The sequence below is a fragment of the Fontimonas sp. SYSU GA230001 genome, from assembly GCF_040066175.1.
In the GTDB taxonomy this organism is placed as follows: Bacteria; Pseudomonadota; Gammaproteobacteria; order Nevskiales; family Nevskiaceae; genus Solimonas.
Window position 1 is genome coordinate 41,314 of sequence record NZ_JBEAAM010000014.1, and the last position, 21,230, is coordinate 62,543.

Sequence of the window (21,230 nt, forward strand, 5' to 3'; positions counted from 1 at the left end):
CCATGAACCGGAACATCCTTCGGAGACTCTGCGCCCTGCTGCTCGGTAGTGCGGCGGTGCTCGTGAGCGGGACAGCGCCGGCTTCGTCCGGCGAGTCGCCCCGGCGCATCGACTACCCTGCCTATCCGCCGGCGCCACGCGTGCAGACGCAGGCCGAGGCCGACGCCAAGTCGGCCGGCTGCATGACCTGCCACACCGGAACCGACTCCAGGTCGATGCACCAGACACCGGGTGTGATTCTCGGCTGCACCGACTGTCACGGCGGCGATGCGGGGGTGAACAAGCCGGAAGGTTTCGACGCCGGCAGCTCGCCCTATGCCGGCGCGATGGCGCGCGCGCACGTGCTGCCGCTCTACCCGAAGACCTGGAAGTGGCCGGATTCGGCCAATCCCGAGCACAGCTATGCGCTGCTCAACAAGGAGAGTCCGGAGTACGTGCGCTTCGTCAATCCGAGCGACTACCGCGTCGCGCGCGAGGCCTGCGGCGCCTGCCACCTGCCGGTCATCGAGGCCGCAGAACGCAGCATCATGGCGACCAGCGCGATGCTTTGGGGCGGCGCCTCGTACAACAACGGCATCCTGCCGTTCAAGCGCTACATCCTCGGCGAGACCTACACGCGCGAAGGCGAGGCGGCGGTGCTCAAGGGACCGGTGAAGCCGGACGAGGACATGGCGGCCAAGGGCGTGCTGGAGCAGCTCTATCCGCTGCCGAGCTGGCAGACGACGCCGCCGGGCGACGTGTTCCGCGTGTTCGAGCGCGGCGGTCGCAACATCACCAACCTGTTCCCGGAAACGGCGGTGCCCAACGCCGTCGGCACGATCCAGCGGCTCGAGGAGCCCGGGCGCCCGGACCAGCGCCAGTCGAACCGTGGTCCGGGCACTGGTCTGCGCATCTCTGTGCCGGTGCTCAACGTGCACAAGTCGCGCCTGAACGATCCGCTGATGTGGTTCCTCGGCACCAACGACCAGCCCGGCGATTACCGCTCGTCCGGCTGTTCGTCCTGCCACGTGGTCTATGCCAACGACCGCGATCCGCGCCATTCCGGCCCCTACGCCAAGGCTGGCCACACCGGCCTGTCGCAGAGCGCCGATCCGACGATCCCGAAAGACAAGTCCGGTCATCCGCTGCAGCATTCGTTCACCTCGGCGATCCCGACCAGCCAGTGCATGGTCTGCCACATGCACCAGCCCAACGTGTTCGTGAACAGCTTCCTCGGCTACACGATGTGGGATTACGAATCCGATGCGCCGTTCATGTGGCCCGCGGAGGAAAAGAAGCCGAGCATCGACGAGATCCGCAAGATCAACCAGCGCAACCCCGAGGAGGCGGCGATCCGCGGCAAATGGGGTGACGTCGAGTTCCTCAAGCAGGTCTCGGAGCTCAACCCGCAGCTCAAGGACACGCAGTTCGCCGACTACCACGGTCACGGCTGGAACTTCCGCGCGATCTTCAAGCGCGACCGCAAGGGGCACCTGCTCGACAAGGACGGCAAGCGGGTCGCCGACGACGATCCGCAGAAATTCAAGAAGGCGGTACACATGTCGTCGATCCATGTCGATGTCGGCATGCACTGCGTGGACTGTCACTTCTCGCAGGACGTGCATGGCGACGGCCACATCTACGGCGAGGTCGCGCAGGCGATCGAGATCGAATGTGTCGATTGCCACGGCAATGCGGATGCCTACCCGTCGCTGCTGACCAGCGGCCCGGCGGCGCCTGCCGGCGGCACCGACCTGTCCCTGGCGCGCACGCCCTTCGGCCAGCTGCGCTTCGAGTGGGTCAACGGCAAGCTGATCCAGCGCTCCAACGTCACCGAAGGACTGGAGTGGGAGGTGAGCCTGGTCAAGGACTCGGTCACCCCCGGCAACAAGCATTACAACGAGAAGGCGGCGCGCGCCAAGCTGATGGCAGCCAATACCAGGACCCAGGAATGGGGCAGCAAGGTCAAGCCGGAGAATCGCGCGCACAAGGACGAGGAGATGATGTGCATCACCTGCCACACCTCGTGGACGACGAGTTGCGGTGGCTGCCATCTGCCGATCCAGGCGAACTGGAAATCGGACATGCAGCACTACGAGGGCAACACCACGCGCAACTTCGCGACCTACAACCCGCAGGTGGTGCGCGACGACGTCTACCAGCTCGGCAAGCACGGCCCGGCCAAGGGCGGGCGCATCGCGCCGGTGCGCTCGTCGAGCGCGCTGGTGCTGTCCTCGACCAACGTCAACCGCGAGAAGATCTACATCCAGCAGCCGCCGGTCGCTGCGAGCGGCTACTCGTCGCAGGCGTTTGCCCCGCATTACCCGCACACCGAGCGCAAGACCGAGACCAAGATGTGCGAGGACTGCCACCTGTCCGAGCGCAACGACAACAACGCGATCATGGCGCAGCTGCTGTTGCACGGCACCAACTTCATGAACTTCATCGGCTACAACGCCTGGTTGGGCATGGACGGCGAAGTCGGTGCGGTGACCGTGACCGAGTGGGACGAGCCGCAGGCGGTGATCGGCAGCTACCTGCACCGCTACGCCTATCCGGAGCGCTACATGCGCTTCGAGGCGCGCGGCCGCGAGCTGCCGGACGCCTACGCGCACGACACCGGCGACCGCGTCGGCTGCCTGCAGCTGCGCGGCGAGTACCTGTACGTCGCTCAGGGCAGGAACGGCTTCGAGGCCTACGACGTCAACGCGATCGCCAACAAGGGATTCTCGCAGCGCATCATCACCGCGCCGTTCTCGCCCATGGGGCACGACACACAGGTGAAGACCACCAACGCGACCTGCGTCGCGCTGCCGTCGAACCAGCCGATCGCGCCATATCGCAACCAGGGCACGCTGATGCGTGACGTCAACCTGGAGCAGCCCTTCCATCCGATCTACAACTACGCACTGATCAGCGACAGCGTCGAGGGCCTGATCCTGGTCGACGTCAATACGCTCGCGGACGGCGAGCCGCGCAACAACTTCCTCGAACGCGCGCTGACCTGGAACGAGGGCGGCGTGCTCGACGGCGCGCGCCACCTGACCGTGGCCGGTGACTGGGTCTATGTCGCCGCCGACGCCGGGCTGGTCGTGCTCAACCTCGCCGATCCGCTGCATCCGAAGCACGCCGCGACCATCCCGCTGCAAGGCGTGCGCGGCAGCGCGGTGCAGTTCCGCTACCTGTTCGCGACCACCGACGAAGGGCTGCGCGTCGTCGATGTCACGCATCCTGACCGGCCGCGTGTGATCGACAAAGCGCTGGTGCCGTTCAAGAACGCGCGGCGGGTCTATCTGGTGCGCACCTTCGCCTACGTTGCGGCCGGCGAGGAAGGTCTGGGGATCGTCGATGTCACCAATCCCGAAAAGCCGCAGCTCTACCAGCAGTTCACTGCAGACGGCCGGATCCGCGATGCCTGGGACGTCAAGGTCGGTGCGACCAACGCCTCGCTGTTCGCCTACGTCGCCGACGGCGCAGACGGACTCAAGGTGATCCAGCTGATGAGCCCGGAGACGCAGCCCGGGTTCTACGGCTTCTCGCCCGATCCCAAGCCGCAGCTGATCGCGTCGCGCAAGACCGGCCGGCCGGCGCTGGCGGTGTCCGAGGGCCTGCACCGCGACCGCGCAGTCGACGAGACCGGCGGCCAGATGGCGGTGTTCGGGCGCATCGGCTCGCGGCCGTTCACCCTGCCGGAGCAGCAGCAGCTGTACCTGGATGCGGAGGGCAAGCCCTGGTTCGTGAAGAACTGAGACGCAGGTAACGCAAGGCCGGGGTAGTGTGGCAGGCTTCACAGAAGCCTGGGCCGCAGCCGGTTAAAACGCTCCCGTACGGTCCAGGGATGACTACCGTGTCCACAGCAACGTACCTCATCGGAACCCGGTTTTCGGCCGCCCGCGCAGCGGGCCGTTCTGCGGCGCGCCGCCGGACCGAGGGACTGCTGTTCGCCGACGTCGCGGACGCGCACGGCGGACGCATCGCGGTGTTCCGCCGGGTCGGCCTGGCCGTGTTCGAAACGTGCGAGCCGCCGGCGGCCAAGCGCGCGTCGGCGCATGAGCGCGCGCAGGACCACCGTCCTGCGTAGGTATGATGGACGGTGGTGGCCAACTTTTCCTACATCAGTATGCTGCCGTCAGCCGACGGTCAGGTCGCGAGGGTATCCCGATGAAAGCGCAAGGTCTTGCTGCACCACTCCGTTCCGTGGTCCTGGCGTCCAGTTTCGGCGCCGTGTTGGCTCTCGCGGCCTGTGGCGGCGGAGGCGGCGGGGGCGGTGACAATCCGATTCCCCTGAGCGATCCGAATGCGGTGATGGCCTCGCTGGCGACCAAGGTGACCTCCAGCGGTGCGGGGGTGCAGTACGTCACCAACAGCACGCCTCCCGCGCCGACTCCGCAAGATCCCGAAACGCCAAAGGCCGAAGCGGGCGTTGCGCAGTCCACCGCCGTGCCGGGCGACACGATCAGCCTGCCGGTCAACGTCTCGGGCGGACAGCAGCTCACCAACCTGTTCGCCAAGGTGCCCGGCGCCAGCTCCTATTTCAACGCCCAGCTGACCCCGAGTGGCGGCAAGTCGATGGTGCGCCTGCACCAGACGAGCGCCAAGACCAGCGGCTCGTTCGTCGCCGTGCAGCTGGTCGATTTCAGAATCGAGCTGCCTGCCAACCTGCAGACTGGCGGTGAGTTCTGCCTCGACTTCACGGTCAAGACCGCGACCAACCAGGTGACGGTACCGACGCGCAGCTGCGTCACCGTCGTCGCGCCGCAGGACCGGCCGGCGCAGACCGCCGACGACCAGCCCGCGGCCAACCAACTGGGCAATGTCCTCGCCGGCGACTGGGTCAGCGAGTGTTTCGACATCGACGACTTCGATTCGAACGGCGATGGCGTCAACGACGTCAAGGCCGCCAAGGTCGGTGTCGGGTTCGGCGCCGGCAGTACCTATACCGAATTCATCCAGATCTTCGGCACGGACGTCTGCAGCGATGCGGCACAGACCTCGCCCTTCGTCGATGGCACCTACTCGGCCGGTGCGTCGGCGTACAACCCGCAGACCCGACTGTGGCAGCGCCCGTTCGACTTCCTGCCGGATGACCCGAACTCGATCGGCTTCCTGCCGTGCTACAACCTGCTGCGGCTGGCCGACAACAACGCGACGCTGCTGCTCGGCATCCCACTGACCTTCCAGTTCGACGACGGCGAGAATCCGCAGGAGGGTGACTGCAAGTCCCAGGATACGCGTCCGACGACGGTCATCACTTCACTGCCGTTCACGCGCTGATGGAATCGGCGCGACGGACGCGCGCGCCTGACTGACCAAGGCGACCGCACCACAGCTGCGCGTGGTGCGGTTCTGTTGGTGCGCCTGGACTCGTTGACGCGACGGGGGCACTTTAGGTTTGGCATTGGCGCTATGATGGCAGCGGCTGTGGCGCTTCCGCGCCTTGCGGAGTCAGGGGTATCGACGTGCGGCTTGTTTTCCGGAACTTCAGGGGGTTGATCATGCGAATTGCAGCAGCAGCAGCAGCGGGACTGTTGGGCATTGCAGGTGCCGCTCACGCGGAAGGAATGACCTTCAGTGCACGTGTCGGACCGACCGTGGGCCTGTACCAGGTCGACTCGACCGCAACGGTCACGAACCTGTCGACCGGAGAGTCGGCGACGGGCCGGTCGGACGACGCGTGGGAGTCGGCGTTCGGCTTGCAGGCCGGCTTCGGCGGCGGCATGGGCAATTTCTTCGGCGATATCGCGATCGAGTACCTCGACGTGAACTCCGACGCCGTGGACAAGCGCACCGACGTCCTGCTGACCGGTGGCTACCTCATCGGTCAGCACTGGTCGGCCTTCGCCGGGTATCGTCGCGGCATGCAGGGCGATTCGGCCTTCAACGACGACAACTTCGATGAGTCCGGATTCTTCGTCGGTGCCGGCATCGGTGGCGTCGAGATGGGACCGGTGCTGTTCGGTGCGTCGGCGGCCTATAACTTTTCCAAGGTGGACAATTTCGTGCCCGGCGAGAAGTTCGACTACCAGGGCATCAGCCTGAAGGTCAGTGCCGCGCCCAAGAGCATGCCGCAGCACAGCCTGCAACTGCGCTACCAGCGATTCAACGGCGACGGTTCCCCGAACTTCGATCTCGACGGGGATGGCGTCGACGACATCAACATCAACTTCGATCTCACCGAAAGCTACGTCCAGCTGACCTACGCCTACGCATTCGTCTTCTGAAGAGGCCGTTTGGCCGCCGGCGCGAGCCGGCGGCCGGTTTGACCACGTGAGTACCGACATCCAGCATCGTGCGATTCTCTTCGCCGACGTCGTCGGCAGCACGTCGATGTACCGTCGCTTGGGCGACCAGCGTGCGGAGGAGTTGATCCGCGCCGCGTTGGATCGCGTTGTGACCAGCGCCCGGCAGCAGGGTGGGCGCCTGATCAAGACCATCGGCGACTGCGCGATGTGCGAGTTGCCGGATGCCAACGCGGCGGCCCGGGCGGCGATGGAGGTCCAGCAGTTCGCCCGTCTGCCGGTCGCCAAGGGTGACGAGCCGGTGCTGTTCCGGATCGGCTTCATGGTCGGGCCCGTCGTGCCGCGTGACAACGACGTCTTCGGCGATGCAGTGAACATCGCCGCCCGCCTGTGCGACATGGCCAAGGCCGAGCAGATCCTGACGACCGAGTCGTCCGCGGCGGACCTTTCGCCGGATCTGCGCGCCAACGTGCGCATCTTCGACCACACGCCGGTCAAGGGCGTCACCGAGTCGCTGACCATCGTCCAGCTGCTGTGGGACACGCGCCGCGCGGCGACGCAGATCTTCATCGCGCCGACCGACGCCGCGCTGTCGAAGTCCAGCGGCCTTCTTCTCAAGTACGCCGACCACAGCGTCCTGTTGAGCGAGAAGGAACTGCCGTACACGATCGGCCGCGAGAACGGCTGCAGTCTCGTCGTGCCGTCGCCGTTCGCGTCGCGCGTCCATGCGCGCATCGAGATGCACCGCGGCAAGTTCACGCTGGTCGACGAAAGCACCAATGGCACCTACGTGCTGCCGGAGGGCGCCGAACCGGACAAGTTCGTCTATATCCGGCGCGAGGTGTTCACACTGCTGGGACGGGGCGTGTTCGCACTCGGCGAGAGGCCGGCGCAAGGCCTGCAGCATCTGCTGAGCTACGAGATCTCGTAACGCCGCGCGTCCTCGGGCGGAAGCGGCGGACGCGCTCAGAACCCGAACGGCCGGCGCAAGCGGTCGTCTTTCTTCTCTTCGGTCGGCTTGGGTGTCGGCGCAGGGGTGGGCGCGGGCGTGGGTTCTGCCGTGGGTGCCGGCGTCGGCGCGGGTGTCGGCGCCGGTGTGCGAGCCGGCGTGCGCACTGGCGTCGGCGCGCTCGTCGGCGCGCTCGTCGGGGCCGGCGTCGGTGCCGCGGTGCGCACCGGGCTCGGCGCAGGAGATGGCGCGGGGGTCGGCACTGCCGACGCGGCTGCGGTCGGCGCAGGGGTGCGCACCAGGGTCTGCGCCGGCGTTGGCGCCGCCGTTGCGGCTGCAGTGGCGCGCGGGGTCGCCGCGGCCGTGGGCGCCGGAGTTGCGACAGTCGGTGTGGCGACGGGCGTCTGCACTTCGGATTCCGGTGTCCGCGTCAGCCACCAGACCAGACTCGCGGTGCCAACCGCCGCAACAATGCCGCCGATGATCAGCGGTTTTCGATCGGCCAGCGGGGATGCGGCCGGCGCGCCGGGTGCCGCCTCGCGCCGACGCGCCTCGGCCTCGGCTTTCTGACGCTGCTTGTCTTCGGCTCGCTGCCGGCGCTCCTGCTCGGCGGCGAGGCGCTTGCGTTCGTCCTCCTCGGCCTTGCGACGTTTCTCCTCCTCGCGCCGCTGGCGCTCGGCCTCCGCCTCTGCCGCCTTGCGTGCGCGCTCGGCTTCCTTGCGCTCCGCCGCCTCGCGCGCCTGGCGTTCCTTCTCGGCCTTGCGCGCCGCCTCCTCTTCGGCCTTGCGCCGCCTCTCCTCTTCGCGGCGCTGGCGTTCGGCTTCCTCCGCCAGCCGTCTGCGCTCGGCTTCCTCGGCCTTGCGACGAGCGATTTCTTCCTGGCGGATACGTTCCTCTTCCGCGCGCTTGCGGGCCTCGTCCTCGCGGCGCTGGCGTTCCGCCTCCTCGGCGAGGCGGCGGCGCTCGGCCTCCTCGGCTTTCTGGCGCGCCAGTTCCTGTTGCCGGCGGAGCTCTTCCTCCTCCGCCTGCCTGCGCGCCTGTTCTTCCTCGGCGCGCCGTCGGGCCTCCGCCTCCTGGCGCTGGCGCTCTTGCTCGGCGCGTTGCCTGGCCTCGGCTTCCTGCCGCTTGCGCACTTCCTCGTCGGCGCGCTTCCGCGCTTCTTCCTGGGCGACGCGGGCGGCGTCCTCGGCCGCCTTGCGGGCCGCCTCGTCGGCCTCGCGCTGGCGCTGTTCCTGCTCGCGGGCCAGCCGCTCGGCCTGGGCGCCGGCGTCCGTGACGATCGTCGGCAGGCTGTTGCCGGTGGTGGTGTTGGTGGTCACCGCATTGAACGCGCCGGTGGCGTACTGCGGCAGGGTCGCGGTGCGCTGCAGCGGCAGCAGCGGGTCGATCAGCGCGATCAGCTCGGCCGCCGAGGATGGCCGCTGCGCCGGATCCTTGGCCATCAGTGAATCGACCAGCGGCTGGTACTTCGCCAGTTCTTCCGGCAGCCGCGGGATCGGTTCGGTGACGTGCTTGAAGATGACCGCGAGCGAATCCTCGGCGTCGAACGGCGGCTTGCCGGTCAGCATCTCGTAGAGAATCGCGCCGAGGCTGTAGAGATCGGCGCGGGCATCCACCGGCTTGCCGCGCGCCTGCTCCGGGCTGATGTAGCGGGGCGTGCCGATGGATACGCCGGTCGCCGTCATCTTCGATTCGGAGCTGATCGCCTTGGCGATGCCGAAGTCGGTGAGCACCGCGCGGCCTTGCTCGTCGAATAGGATGTTCTCCGGCTTGACGTCACGGTGGACGAAGCCGGCGGCGTGCGCGTGGACGAACGCGTCGGTGATCTCGCGCAGCAGCAGCAGCGCTTGCACGTCCGTCATGCCCTTTTCGATGCGACCGCGCAGGTCGCCGCCGGTGAGCAGGCGCATCGAGTAGTAGTGCACGCCCTCGGCGCGGCCGACCTCGAACACCGTGACGATGCCGGCATGATTCAACGAGGCCGCCGACCGGACTTCCTTTTCGAAGCGCGCGACCAGCTGCGGATTGCGGCCGAATTCGGGCGGCAGCACCTTGAGCGCGACGCGCCGGCCGAGCATCTGGTCTTCGGCTTCATAGACGTCGGCCATGCCGCCCGAGCCCAGGGGGCGCAGGATCTTGTAGTTGCCGAGTATGGTTCCCGCTGGCAGCACGCTGAGGACCCTAGGCCTCCACCGCCGCGCATACGGCAGTGACGTTGTCGCCGGCGTCAGTCTCCGTGAGCGTGCGCTCGATCAGGCGCTGCACGATGGCAGCGGGCTCTCCGCCCTGCCGGAGGCACTCGACGATCGAGGCTTGCGGCAGGTAGCCGTGCAGGCCGTCGGTGCACAGCAGTACGAGATCGCCTGCCTTCAACGGCAGCTTCGTCGAGTCCACCTTGAGGTCGAGGGTATCGCGGATGCCGACCGCGCGCGTCAGCACGTTGCGGTTCGGATGGTTCTCCGCCTCCGAAGCGGTGATCGCGCCGGCGTCGATCAACTCCTCGACGAAGGAATGGTCCTTGGTGATCTGCGTCAGCGCGCCGCCGCGCCACAGGTAGGCGCGGCTGTCACCGACCCATTCGACGGTCGCCTCGCCGTCGGCGATGCGCAGCGTGACCGCGGTCGAGCCCATGCGCTCGGACCCCGCTGCGATGCTCGCCTCGCGGATGCGCCGATGCGCTTCGAGTACACCCTCAGCGGCGCTCTGGCCCTTGCGCAGGGTTTCCGCAACGGCGGTGGCCACCATGCGCGCCGCGACTTCGCCACGTGAAAGGCCGCCCATGCCATCGGCGACGACCGCCGCGGACCACTCGGGCAGCACAACGAATGCGTCCTCGTTGTGGTCGCGGTGCTTGCCGAAATGCGTGGCTCCTGCCAGTACGGTCTTCAGGGGACGGCTCCCGCGGCGCAGAAAACGGAACATGTGGCGGCGGTCAGCGTAGGGGTTCTGCCGCGGTCCGCAGCTTGCGCAGTGCGCTGCGCAGGCTGTCCGGATTATAGGAGCGCGGCGCATCGACCGCAGCGAACAGCTCGTCGAGCGGCCCCTGCAGTGCCTGCTTGGCGACGCCATGTTCCTGGCGCAGATAGGCGGACAGGGCGTCGCTGGCGTAGTAGATCTGCTTGGCGGCCGTGTAGTTGCCGGCCTGCGTGTCGATGCCGATCTGGGCGACGCGCAGCATCAGCTCGACGGCCTGGGTCTTGCCGATGTCGCGCCGGGCGATCTCCGGCAGCGCCGCGCTGGCGATCTCGCGCAGCTTCTGCGCGGCTTCGCGGGTCTTGGGAACCGATTGCGCGGACGCGCGGTGCAGTTCGGCCAGCGCCGCAGTCCAGCGCGCCCCGGACTCCGGTTGCAGGACCGCCAGCACCGCACCGGACATCACCAGGTAGGCATCCGCCAGCCGCGGTTCGCCGGGGCCCAGCGGCCCGCCGACGCCGGCGTTCCAGCGCGGCTGCTGCATCGCGTGATGGCAGGCGTTGCAATCGAAGAACACCAGTTCCGGGAACATGCCGCGATCGGCGAAGCGCTCGCCGAGCAAGCCGCTGAGGAAAGTCTCCGCCGCGAGCAGCTGGCCGACGGCCCAGACCTTGGCCCCCGGCGCGTAGGTCTTGCGCTGGCGGTAGTCCTTGTCCACACGGAAATGCGCCGGCTGGATGTTGGTGAAGGTATCCAGCTCGAATTCCAGCGGCGGGTGTCCGGCGCCCATGATGCGGTGATCGATCGGCTTGTCCTTGGTGCCCATGTGGCAGTGCAGGCACAGCCGGCCGCGTGCGACCGGATCTTCCAGCGGATACAGCCCCTGCTCGATGTTCTGCGCATGCGTGTTGCCGGAGACGTGAGGTCCCAGCCAGGCCTTCGCGCCGCCGTGGCAGGCTTCGCAGCCGACCCCTTCGCTCATCGCGTAGCGGCGCCCACGCAGCTTCTCGGGCACGTAATCGGTGTGGCAGGTCAGGCACTCGGGCGCGGAAGTCGCGTCCTTCAGGCCGAGGTTGGCGGCGATGCGTTTGGCGTCCGCGGTCTGCAGCAGCTTGTAGGCATTGGAGTGCGCGTCGTCGCGCTGCCAGAGGAAATATTCGTTCTGCAGGACCGGCGAATCCTCGAACGGGCGCTGCGAGCCGTGGCAGTTGCTGCCGGCGCAGGTGGCGACGCCGACGTGCTCCCATTTGTCCTCGAACGGCATCAGCGGCGCCGCCGATGCCGTCAGGATGACGCACAGGCCCAGGGACAGCAGGCCAACCCGAGACCACGTAGAAACGTGCATCGCGTCCCCCTGTCTTACCGCGTCAATTCGCCTTGCCGGATGCCGGAGCGGCCGCGAGGCTGCGGATCAGCACGCAGCCTTGCGGCGTGACCAGCGCGTTGACCCACTGACCATTGGCCAGCTGCACCTGCGGCACCCGGATACCGGAACCGTCCGCCTCCCTGCGCGCGCCCGGAAACCGCAGGGCATCATCGTAGACCAGATTCCCGTCCGCGGTCAGCGCCGAGACGTGCAGCGCGCAGCGCTTGCGTTCCCGGGCGATGCGCTCGGCGCGGGATTCGGTGGCGGCGGCCTGGTTGGCATCGGCGGCGAGGTCCGCAGGCGATGCCTTCGCCAGTGGCGGCGGCGCGGCCTCGCGCACCGGCCACAGCCAGACCGCCAGGCCGGCCAGCAGCAGGAGCAGCGGCGCCAGCGCGAGCGGCCAGAGCGTGCGTCGCCGCGCGTCCGATCGCGGCGTTTCGGCCGCAGGGGCCTCTCGCGGGACCGGCGACGGGGCCGCGGCCGGCGCCGCGGGCAGCGGTTCCGGGCGTGGCGGCGGGGGCGGCGTGGATGCCGCGGCGGCAGCGGGCACGGCGCGGACGGGGGGCGGTGTGCCGCCGCCGAACTGCCGCAGCTCGCGCCGGATCAGCTGCTCCGTCTCGGCGGCCGAAGCGGGCCGCTGCCCCGGGTGCTTGGCCATCAGTTGGTCGACCAGGGGCTGCAGTGCGGCCAGCGACTCGGGCAGGCGCGGGATCGGCTCGGTGGCGTGCTTGAGCACGACCGACAGCGGATCGGCGCCGTCGTAGGGCGCCTGTCCGGTCAGCATCTCGAACAGGATCACACCCAGGCTGTAGAGGTCGGTCCGTGCATCGACCGCGCTGCCACGCGCCTGTTCCGGGCTCAGGTAGCGCGGCGTGCCCATGGCCGTGCCGATTGCCGTGAGCTGCTCCTGGGCGCGCAGCACCTTGGCGATGCCGAAGTCGGTCAGTACCGGCTGGTCGTCCTCGTCGAACAGGATGTTCTCGGGCTTGATGTCGCGGTGGACGATGCCCTGCTGATGCGCATGGTCGAGCGCCGCGGCGAGCGCGAGCAGGATCTCCAGGGCGCGGCGCGGCGGCAGGGCGGTGCCGATGCGCCGGCGCAGGTCGCCGCCGGGCAGCAGGCGCATCGCGTAGTAGTTCGCCCCGTCGGTTTCGCCGACCGAATAGATCGGGACGATGCCGGGATGGTTGAGCGCGGCGACCGCGCGCACCTCGCGCTGGAAGCGCGCCAGCATGTCCGGCGTGCGGCCGACTTCGGCCAGCAATACCTTGAGCGCAACCGAACGCTGCAACAGCGGATCCTCGGCTTCGTACACGTCGGCGAAGCCGCCCGATCCGAGCAGGCGCACGATGCGGTAATTGCCCAGGATGTCGCCCGCGTGCGGCATGTGCTGGATCGAGCCTCGACTGTGGAGCGCAGACTATAGCGCCGACGCCCCGGGCCGAACCGTGAACTGGCGCCGGGTTGGAAGCGGATAGAATGCGCGCCCCATGTTCAACCGGATCATCGTCATCTGCACCGGCAACATCTGCCGCAGCCCGATGGCCGAGGCGCTGCTGCGCGCGCGGCTGGGCGCCCGCGTGCAGGTGGTGGCCTCGGCGGGCACCGGCGCGCTGGTCGGCTACCCGGCCGATCCGCTGGCCGTCGAGGTGGCTGCCGAGCACGGCCTGGACCTCGCGGCGCACCGCGCCCAGCAGGCGACGCTGCCGCTTCTGGCATCGATGGATCTGGTGCTGACCCTGGATCAGACGCACAGTGACTGGCTCAACCGCCTCTACCCGCAGCTGCGCGGGCGGGTGCACAAGATCCTGCGCTGGCGCGGCAATGCCGATGTCGCCGACCCCTACCGCCAGCCGCGCGCGGCCTTCGAGCGCGCGTTCGACGACATCGAGGCCGGGGTCGAGGACTGGCTGGGGAAACTGTGATCCCGGCTTGGTGAAATCCGCCTGAAATCAGGCGCCAGGAGGCGTGCCTTATACTATGCGGCCGCCCCGCAGACGCTTTCGATGTCCAAGAAGCTGTACCTGATCAGCTACGGTTGCCAGATGAACGAGTACGACTCGGCCAAGATGGCCGACGTGCTCGCGGCTTCACACGGCTACCAGCGCACCGACAACCCGGACGAAGCCGATCTGCTGCTGCTCAATACCTGCTCGGTGCGCGAGAAGGCGCAGGAGAAGGTGTTTTCCGAATTGGGCCGCTGGCGCGAATGGAAGAACGCCGACCCTTCGCGCGTCATAGGCGTCGGCGGCTGCGTCGCCTCGCAGGAAGGCCAGGCGCTGACCGAGCGCCAGCCGCTGGTCGATATCGTTTTCGGGCCGCAGACCCTGCACCGGCTGCCCGAACTGCTCGATTCGACACGCGGCACGCGCCGGCCGGTCGTCGATGTCAGCTTTCCCGAGATCGAGAAGTTCGACCGCCTGCCGGAGCCCCGTGCCGAAGGCCCGAGCGCCTTCGTCAGCGTCATGGAGGGTTGTTCGAAATACTGCACCTTCTGCGTCGTGCCGTACACGCGCGGCGCCGAGGTCAGCCGCCCGCTCGACAGCGTGCTCGCCGAAATCGCCCAACTCGCCGGACAGGGCGTGCGCGAGGTGACGCTGCTCGGCCAGAACGTCAATGCCTACCGTGGCGCGATGGGCGACAGCGGCGAGGTCTGCGATCTGGCACTGCTGATCCACCACGTCGCGCGCATCCCGGGCATCGAGCGCATCCGCTACACGACGTCCCATCCCGCCGAGTTCACCGACGCACTCATCGACGCGTTCGCCGAGGAGCCCAAGCTGGCGAGCTACCTGCATCTGCCGGTGCAGTCGGGATCGGATCGGATCCTCGGCATGATGAAGCGCGGCTACACGCGCGCCCAGTTCCTGGACAAGGTGCGCCGCGTGCGCGTGGCGCGGCCGGATCTGTCGCTGTCCACCGACTTCATCGTCGGCTTCCCGACCGAGTCCGAGGACGATTTCGTGCAGACGATGGACCTGATCGCCGAGGCCGGCTTCGACTGCGCGTTCTCCTTCATCTACAGCCCGCGGCCCGGCACGCCGGCAGCAAACCTGCGCGACAGCGTGCCGGAGGCCGAGAAGCACCGGCGTCTCGACATCCTGCAGGGGCGCATCCGCGCGCTCGACGATGCCTTCAAGCGCAACCTGGTCGGCACCACGCAGCGCGTGCTGGTCGAGCGGCCGGCGCGCAAGGGTCGAGGCCAGCTCGCCGGACGCACCTCGACCAACCGCTGGGTCAACTTCGCGGCGCCGGACGCGCTGCTCGGACAGTTCGTCGAGGTCGAGATCACCGAGGCGCTGTCCAACTCCCTGCGCGGGCGGCTGCGCGGCGTGGAGCAGGCGGCATGAACGGCACTGCCCGCGTCGCCCAGGTGCGTGCCGATCTGTCGCTGGAGCCGGACGACGGCCAGCGCCTGGCCAATCTGAACGGGCCTTTCGACGCCCACCTGCGCCAGATCGAGCTGCGTCTGGGCATCGAGATCCGCAACCGCGGCAACCGCTACCAGCTCGTCGGCAGCCGCCGCGACGTCGCCGCCGGCGAGGCCGTGCTCGTGCAGCTGTTCAACCAGACGATCGACGACACCGTCACGACCGAGCACGTGCATCTGGCGCTGTCCGAGCAGGCGGCCGGGGAGGATACGAGCGAGGATGCCGCGCCGACCAGCAGCCATGACGAGGTCGTGATCCGCACCAAGCGCGGCGTCGTGCGCGGGCGCGGGCCGCAGCAGAAGGCCTACCTGAAGTCGATCGCCACGCACGACCTGAACTTCGGCGTCGGGCCGGCCGGCACCGGCAAGACCTATCTCGCCGTCGCCAGCGCGGTGCAGGCGCTGGAGCGCGACCGTGTGCGCCGCCTGGTGCTGGTGCGGCCCGCGGTCGAGGCTGGCGAGAAGCTGGGCTTCCTGCCCGGCGACATGGCCGAGAAGATCAACCCTTACCTGCGGCCGCTGTACGACGCGCTCTACGAGATGCTCGGTTTCGAGAAGGTCGCGCGGCTGGTCGAGAAGAGCGTGATCGAAGTCGCGCCGCTGGCCTTCATGCGCGGGCGCACGCTCAACGAATCCTTCGTGATCCTCGACGAGGCGCAGAACACCTCGGTCGAGCAGATGAAGATGTTCCTGACGCGTATCGGGTTCGGCAGCGTCGCGGTGGTCACCGGCGACATGACGCAGATCGACCTGCCGCGCCACCAGGCGTCCGGCTTGCGCCACGCGCTGGCGGTGCTCGACGGCGTGCCCGGGATCAGCTTCACGCACTTCCGCAAGGAGGATGTCGTGCGCCATCCGCTGGTGCAGGCGATCGTGCAGGCCTACGAAGAGCACGAGCAGAAGCATCCGGCTGCGTCATGAAGCGTTCCGAGCCACCGCCTGCGGGCGAGATCGTGATCCAGCGTGCGGTCGCCGCACGCGGCGTGCCGACGCCGGCGAGCCTGCGCGCGTTCGCCAGGGCGGCGCTGCCGGCGCGGCACGGCGAACTGACGATCCGCGTGGTCGGCGACGACGAGAGCCGCGCGCTCAACGCCGGCTATCGCGGCAAGGACAAGCCGACCAACGTGCTGTCGTTTCCCGGCAGTGCCGGCATTCTCGGTGATCTGGTGATCTGCGCGCCGGTGGTGGCACGCGAAGCGGCCGAGCAGGACAAGCCGCTGCGCGCGCACTGGGCGCACATGGTCGTGCACGGCTGCCTGCACCTGCGTGGCTACGACCACGAACACGAACGCGACGCGCAGCGCATGGAAGCGCGCGAACGAAGAATTCTCAAGGAACTGGGGTTTGCAGACCCTTATCAATGAACGAAGACCAAGACCATACGAAGGGTGAGGACAATGGGCTGGCGCTGTGGTGGCGCCGGGTGACGCAGCGGCTGGCGGGCGGCCCGCGCACGCGCGAGGACCTGCTCGACATGCTGCGCGAAGCGCGCGCGGCGGAGCTGATGGACGCCGATGCACTGACGATGTTCGAGGGCATCCTGCAGACCGCGGAGACGCAGGTGCGCGACGTGATGATTCCGCGTGCGCAGATGGTCGTCGTCGAGCACGACTGGCCGCTGGACCGCATCATCCCGGTCGTCGTCGAGTCCGGGCACTCGCGCTTCCCGGTGGTCGGCGAGTCCAAGGACGAGGTGATCGGCATCCTGCTGGCCAAGGATCTGCTCAAGTTCAGCGCCGGCGTGCCCGGCTTCGATCCGGCGACCTTCGACATGCGCCGCCTGGTCCGCCCGGCCGCCTTCGTGCCGGAGTCCAAGCGCCTGAACGTGCTGCTCAAGGATTTCCGCCGCAGCCGCAACCACATGGCGATCGTCGTCGATGAGTACGGCGGCGTCGCCGGTCTGGTGACCATCGAGGACGTGCTCGAGCAGATCGTCGGCGAGATCGACGACGAGTACGACGAGGCCGAGAGCGCGCCGATCCTCAAGCAGGACGAACGCCGTTTCCTGGTCAACGCGCTGACGCCGATCGCCGATTTCAACGCCTATTTCGGTACCGACTTCTCCGACGAGGAGTTCGACACCGTCGGCGGCCTGCTGATGCACCGCTTCGGACACATGCCCAAGCGCGGCGAGAGCATCCGCATCGACCGTTTCACGTTCATCGTGCAGCGAGCCGACAGCCGGCGCGTCTACCTGTTCCAGGTGACGCTGTCGCCGGCGTGATGCGCCGGGTCGGCGCGCGGCGTCGCGGCGCGTCCGTCGCGCTGGCGCTCGGTCTGCTGTGCGGGACGTTCGGCGGCCCGGCCGCGGCCCAGGCTGCACCGGAGATCAGCCTGCTCACCTTCGCGCCGGGCGAGATCTACTGGCAGCGCTTCGGTCACAACGCGATCCTGGTGCGCGATGCCGCGCGCGGCGCGGCGCGCGTCTACAACTACGGCATCTTCGACTTCCAGCAGAAGAACTTCTTCGTCAACTTCGCGCGCGGCCGCATGTTGTACCGGCTCGACGAGGCGCCGCTGGACTGGACGCTGCGCCTGTACGCCGCAGAGGGGCGCTGGGCGGTCGAGCAGCAGCTCGCGCTCAGCGCGGCACAGCGCCGCAGCCTGGCCGAGTTCCTCGCGTGGAACGCGCGGCCCGAGAACGCCGAATACCGCTACGACTACTTCGTCGCCAACTGCTCGACCAAGGCGCGCGACGCGCTCGATCGCGGTCTGGACGGCCAGCTGCGCGCGGCGCTGGAACCGCGGCCGGGCACGACGACGTTCCGCAGCGAGGTGCTGCGCCTGATGCGCCCGGAGCCGCTGCTGATGCTGGGCATGGACCTGGGGCTGGGACCGCGTGTCGATCAGCCGCTCAGCCAGTGGCAGGAAGGCTTCATCCCGATGCGCCTGATGGAGGCGCTGCGGGACGTGCAGGTGGATGACGGCAGTGGCGGGCTGCGTCCGCTGGTGTCGGCTGAGCGGCAGCTGCTGCCGGCGCGTCTGCCTGAAACCCCGGCACAGCCGCGCGTGCTCGGCTGGCCCAGCCTGCTGGCCGGTCTGGGCCTGGCCGCCCTGTTCGCGGTGACCTCCCGCGTGCGCCGGCTCGGCGCGGTGCTGGCCGGCTCCTACGTGCTGCTGTGCGGCCTCGCCGGTGCCGTGCTGCTGCTCGGCTGGCTGGCCACCGACCACTGGGGCATGGCCGCCAACCGCAATCTGCTGCTGCTCAACCCGCTGTGGTGGGCGCTATTGCCGGCGATGTGGCGCCGCGCGGCGGCTCCCGGCAAGGCGGCACGCGGCTGCGCCGGCCTGCTCGCGGGCCTGATCGTGGCGGCGATTCCACTCGCGGCATTCGGCCTGCAGCCCAATGGCCACTGGGTGGCGCTGTTCGCGCCGGGGCAGCTGCTGTTGCTGGCGCCGATCCTGTTCCGCCGTGCGCGCGCTCAGGTCTTGTACGACGGATCGAGCCGATCCAGTCGTCGCAGCAGGCCCGGCCAGGCCAGCTGACCGCCCAGGCCCCGGGTCACCGCGCTGGCCGCCTGCTGCACGCCGGCGACGATGCGCGGATCGACCGGCACCAGTTCGCCGCCGCCGGCCTGCGCGCGCACCTGGATCATGCACGCGGCCTCGAACACGTACATCGCCAGGAAGGCATCGGCCGGGCTCGCGCCGACGGTGAGCAGGCCGTGGTTGCGCAGCATCAGAAAGGTCTTGTCGCCGAAGTCGGCCACCAGCCGCGGTTTCTCGTCCTCGCGCAGAGCGATGCCCTCGTAGTCGTGATAGGCCAGCGAGGCCAGCACCAGCGTCGCCTGCTGCGAGATCGGCAGCACGCCCTGTTTCTGCGCGGACACGGCGACGCCGTTGAGCGAATGCGTGTGCATGACGCAGTGGGCGTCGTCGCGCGCGGCGTGGATCGCGCTGTGGATCGTGAAACCGGCCGGATTGATGTCGTGGGGTGCGTCCATGACCTTGCGGCCGGCGAGATCGACCTTGACCAGGCTGCTGGCGGTGATCTCGTCGAACAGCCAGCCGTAGGGGTTGATCAGGAAATGATGGTCCGACCCGGGCACGCGCGCGGAGATGTGCGTGAACACCAGGTCGTCCCAGCCGTAATGGGCGACCAGCCGGTAGGCAGCGGCCAGATCGACGCGCGCCTGCCACTCCTCGGGCGAAACGCGCTCCCTCACATTCAGGCTACTATCGCTCATCGCTCGGGCTCCTGATTGTGCTGCAGGTGTACGGTACCCTAACGCGCCGGACGGGGCCGGGCCCAGGATTAGGCCATTTTTTCGGAGGCGTCGTGGCACAGCTGGTGCTGGCGTCGGCTTCGCCGCGGCGGCGCGAACTGCTCGCGCAGCTCGGACTGCGGATCGCGGTACGCCCGGTCAGCGTGCCGGAAGGCGCGCGCCATGGAGAAAGCGCAGCCGATTATGCGCGCCGCATCGCGCTGGAGAAGGCGCGCGCGGGCGCTGCCGTCTCGGCCGACCTGCCGGTTCTGGGCGCCGACACCGACGTCGTGCTCGACGGTGAGATTCTCGGCAAGCCGTCGTCGCGACGACACGGCATCGACATGCTGCTGCGCCTGTCCGGCCGCACGCATCAGGTCTATTCCGCGGTGGCGATCGTGCACGAGGATCGCCGGGCCGTGCGCCTGTCGGTCACCGAGGTGAGTTTCGGCACCCTCAGCGCAGGACAGGCCGAGGCCTACTGGGCCAGCGGCGAACCCGCCGACAAGGCCGGTGCCTACGGCATCCAGGGACTGGGCGCGGCCTTCGTGCGCGAGATCCACGGCAGCTACAGCGGCGTCGTCGGCCTGCCGCTGTACGAAACCTGCGAACTGCTGCGCGAGTTCGGTATCGATGTGTTCGCGCTCGCGCCTTCCCAACGATGAGCACCGAGATCCTCGTCAACATCGGCCAGCAGGAGACGCGCGTCGCGCTGGTGGACGGCGGCGCCGTGCAGGAAGTGCACATGCAGCGCGCCTCGCGCCATGGCCTGACCGGCAACATCTACAAGGGCGTCGTGCAGCGGGTACTGCCGGGCATGCAGGCGGCGTTCGTCGAGATCGGCCTGGAACGCACGGCGTTCCTGCACGTCGCCGACATGGTGCCGATCCTGCCGGGCGGCGCCGACGCCGAGCCGAGCATCGGCCAGTTGCTGCGCGAGGGGCAGGAGGTCCTGGTGCAGATCCTCAAGGATCCGCTCGGCACCAAGGGGGCGCGTCTGACCACGCTGCTGTCGGTGCCGTCGCGGTATCTGGTGCTGCTGCCGCACGAGAAGCACGTCGGCGTCTCGGCACGCATTGAGGACGACGGCGAGCGGGCGCGGCTCAAGGCGGTGCTCGACGCGCTGCAGCAGCGCATGGCGCCCGAGTTCGGACTGATCGCGCGCACCGCCGCCGAGGGTGCGGACGCGCCCTCGCTGGAGGCCGATGTCGCCTTCCTGCTGCGGCTGTGGAAGGCGATCAGCGACAAGGCGGCGACCAGCCGGCCCGGCACGCTGGTGCACGGCGATCTGCCGCTGTCGATGCGCATCCTGCGCGACCTGCTCGGCACCGACGTCGAGCGCGTGCGCATCGACAGCGCCGAGGAGTGCCGGCGCGTCAAGCAGTTCGCGCAGCTGTTCGTGCCGCAGGCCGCGCCGCTGATCGAGCTCTACGAAGGCGCTGCGCCGATCTTCGATCTGTATGGCGTGGAGGACGACATCAACCGCGCGCTCAGCCGTCGCGTGGAACTCAAGTCCGGCGGCCATCTGGTCATCGACCAGACCGAGGCGATGACGACGATCGACGTCAACACCGGCGCCTACATCGGCCACCGCAATCTCGACGAGACCGTCCTCAAGACCAACCTGGAGGCGGCGCAGGCGATCGCGCGCCAGCTGCGTCTGCGCAACCTTGGCGGCATCATCATCATCGACTTCATCGACATGAAGTCGGAGGACCACCGCGCCCAGGTGCTGCGCGCGCTGGAACGTGCGCTGGCGGCGGATCATGCCCGCACGCAGATCCACCCGTTCTCGCCGCTCGGCCTGGTCGAGATGACGCGCAAGCGCACGCGCGAATCGCTGGGACACATCCTGTGCGAGCCGTGCCCGACCTGTAACGGGACCGGTCTGGTCAAGACCGTCGAGACCGTCTGCCACGACATCGCGCGCGAGATCCAGCGTGCCGCCCGCCAGTTCGAGGCGCAGGGCTTCCTGGTGCTGGCGTCGCCGCACGTGATCCAGCGGCTGGTCGAGGAGGAGTCGATGGGCCTGGCCGAGCTGGAGACCAGCCTCAGACGGCCGATCAAGCTGCAGGCGGAGAAGGCCTACGGTCCGGAGAGCTTCGACGTGGTGCCGCTATCGACGGCGCACGGTCCCTGACGGTCCTTG

At 68.6% G+C, this 21,230-nt stretch carries 18 protein-coding genes; 13 read left to right on the top strand and 5 right to left on the bottom strand.

Translation table 11 applies throughout. The features are described 5' to 3' along the window. Positions 1-2: 2 nt before the first annotated feature. The 5 genes from AAG565_RS08745 to AAG565_RS08765 all read left to right on the top strand — a co-directional run bounded on the left by AAG565_RS08745 (position 3) and on the right by AAG565_RS08765 (position 7,149). The gene (locus tag AAG565_RS08745) at positions 3-3,728 is read left to right on the top strand and encodes a hypothetical protein (RefSeq protein WP_348819198.1); all 3,726 of its coding nucleotides are present in this window, start codon (positions 3-5) and stop codon (positions 3,726-3,728) included. A gap of 98 nt (positions 3,729-3,826) precedes the next feature. Continuing rightward, positions 3,827-4,060: a hypothetical protein gene (locus AAG565_RS08750; RefSeq protein WP_348819199.1), complete on the top strand. Its 234-nt coding sequence runs from the start codon at positions 3,827-3,829 to the stop codon at positions 4,058-4,060. 80 nt (positions 4,061-4,140) lie between these two features. Continuing rightward, on the top strand, positions 4,141-5,253 hold the full coding sequence (locus AAG565_RS08755) for a hypothetical protein (protein ID WP_348819200.1): 1,113 nt from the start codon (positions 4,141-4,143) through the stop codon (positions 5,251-5,253). Between the two features lie 287 nt (positions 5,254-5,540). Then, complete coding sequence (locus AAG565_RS08760) at positions 5,541-6,200, top strand: hypothetical protein (protein WP_348819201.1); 660 nt, start codon at positions 5,541-5,543, stop codon at positions 6,198-6,200. A 46-nt stretch (positions 6,201-6,246) separates the two neighbouring features. Next, on the top strand, positions 6,247-7,149 hold the full coding sequence (locus AAG565_RS08765) for an adenylate/guanylate cyclase domain-containing protein (protein WP_348819202.1): 903 nt from the start codon (positions 6,247-6,249) through the stop codon (positions 7,147-7,149). 35 nt (positions 7,150-7,184) lie between these two features. On the opposite strand, the gene AAG565_RS08770 is transcribed toward AAG565_RS08765, so the two are convergent. The 4 genes from AAG565_RS08770 to AAG565_RS08785 are packed head-to-tail and all read right to left on the bottom strand — an operon-like array spanning position 7,185 to position 12,833. Continuing rightward, positions 7,185-9,338 (bottom strand): protein kinase, encoded by a 2,154-nt coding sequence (locus AAG565_RS08770; RefSeq protein WP_348819203.1) that lies wholly within the window; start codon positions 9,336-9,338, stop codon positions 7,185-7,187. Between the two features lie 10 nt (positions 9,339-9,348). Then, positions 9,349-10,089, bottom strand: coding sequence for a protein phosphatase 2C domain-containing protein (locus AAG565_RS08775; RefSeq protein ID WP_348819204.1), 741 nt, complete (start codon positions 10,087-10,089; stop codon positions 9,349-9,351). A gap of 10 nt (positions 10,090-10,099) precedes the next feature. Next, a complete protein-coding gene (locus AAG565_RS08780; protein ID WP_348819205.1) occupies positions 10,100-11,425 on the bottom strand; it encodes a multiheme c-type cytochrome in 1,326 nt (441 codons plus the stop codon). A 22-nt stretch (positions 11,426-11,447) separates the two neighbouring features. Further along, positions 11,448-12,833 (bottom strand): serine/threonine-protein kinase, encoded by a 1,386-nt coding sequence (locus AAG565_RS08785; protein ID WP_348819206.1) that lies wholly within the window; start codon positions 12,831-12,833, stop codon positions 11,448-11,450. Positions 12,834-12,936: 103 nt separating this feature from the next. Here AAG565_RS08785 and AAG565_RS08790 point away from each other — a divergent pair, with 103 nt between their 5' ends. From AAG565_RS08790 to AAG565_RS08815, 6 genes are all read left to right on the top strand, one after another. Beyond that, entirely contained in the window at positions 12,937-13,371 is a 435-nt protein-coding gene (locus tag AAG565_RS08790; protein ID WP_348819207.1) for a low molecular weight protein-tyrosine-phosphatase, read from the top strand. 81 nt (positions 13,372-13,452) lie between these two features. Continuing rightward, positions 13,453-14,796 (top strand): tRNA (N6-isopentenyl adenosine(37)-C2)-methylthiotransferase MiaB, encoded by a 1,344-nt coding sequence (miaB, locus tag AAG565_RS08795; RefSeq protein WP_348819208.1) that lies wholly within the window; start codon positions 13,453-13,455, stop codon positions 14,794-14,796. Then, positions 14,793-15,797 carry a PhoH family protein gene (locus tag AAG565_RS08800; protein WP_348819209.1) on the top strand — a complete coding sequence of 335 codons (1,005 nt, stop codon included), beginning with the start codon at positions 14,793-14,795 and terminating at the stop codon, positions 15,795-15,797. The genes miaB and AAG565_RS08800 overlap by 4 nt, the downstream gene beginning before the upstream one ends. Then, entirely contained in the window at positions 15,794-16,240 is a 447-nt protein-coding gene (ybeY, locus tag AAG565_RS08805) for an rRNA maturation RNase YbeY (RefSeq protein ID WP_348819210.1), read from the top strand. The genes AAG565_RS08800 and ybeY overlap by 4 nt, the downstream gene beginning before the upstream one ends. Beyond that, positions 16,237-17,100, top strand: coding sequence for a transporter associated domain-containing protein (locus tag AAG565_RS08810; RefSeq protein WP_348819211.1), 864 nt, complete (start codon positions 16,237-16,239; stop codon positions 17,098-17,100). Before ybeY ends, AAG565_RS08810 begins: the two co-directional genes overlap by 4 nt. Beyond that, positions 17,100-18,362 carry a DUF4105 domain-containing protein gene (locus AAG565_RS08815; protein ID WP_348819262.1) on the top strand — a complete coding sequence of 421 codons (1,263 nt, stop codon included), beginning with the start codon at positions 17,100-17,102 and terminating at the stop codon, positions 18,360-18,362. The genes AAG565_RS08810 and AAG565_RS08815 overlap by 1 nt, the downstream gene beginning before the upstream one ends. Here AAG565_RS08815 and AAG565_RS08820 read toward each other — a convergent pair. Next, positions 18,299-19,063, bottom strand: a complete 765-nt coding sequence (locus AAG565_RS08820) for a class II aldolase/adducin family protein (protein ID WP_348819212.1) — start codon at positions 19,061-19,063, stop codon at positions 18,299-18,301. The genes AAG565_RS08815 and AAG565_RS08820 overlap by 64 nt on opposite strands. Before the next feature lie 92 nt (positions 19,064-19,155). Here AAG565_RS08820 and AAG565_RS08825 point away from each other — a divergent pair, with 92 nt between their 5' ends. Further along, complete coding sequence (locus tag AAG565_RS08825; RefSeq protein WP_348819213.1) at positions 19,156-19,746, top strand: nucleoside triphosphate pyrophosphatase; 591 nt, start codon at positions 19,156-19,158, stop codon at positions 19,744-19,746. Further along, positions 19,743-21,221 (top strand): ribonuclease G, encoded by a 1,479-nt coding sequence (rng, locus tag AAG565_RS08830; protein ID WP_348819214.1) that lies wholly within the window; start codon positions 19,743-19,745, stop codon positions 21,219-21,221. Before AAG565_RS08825 ends, rng begins: the two co-directional genes overlap by 4 nt. Positions 21,222-21,230: the final 9 nt, after the last annotated feature.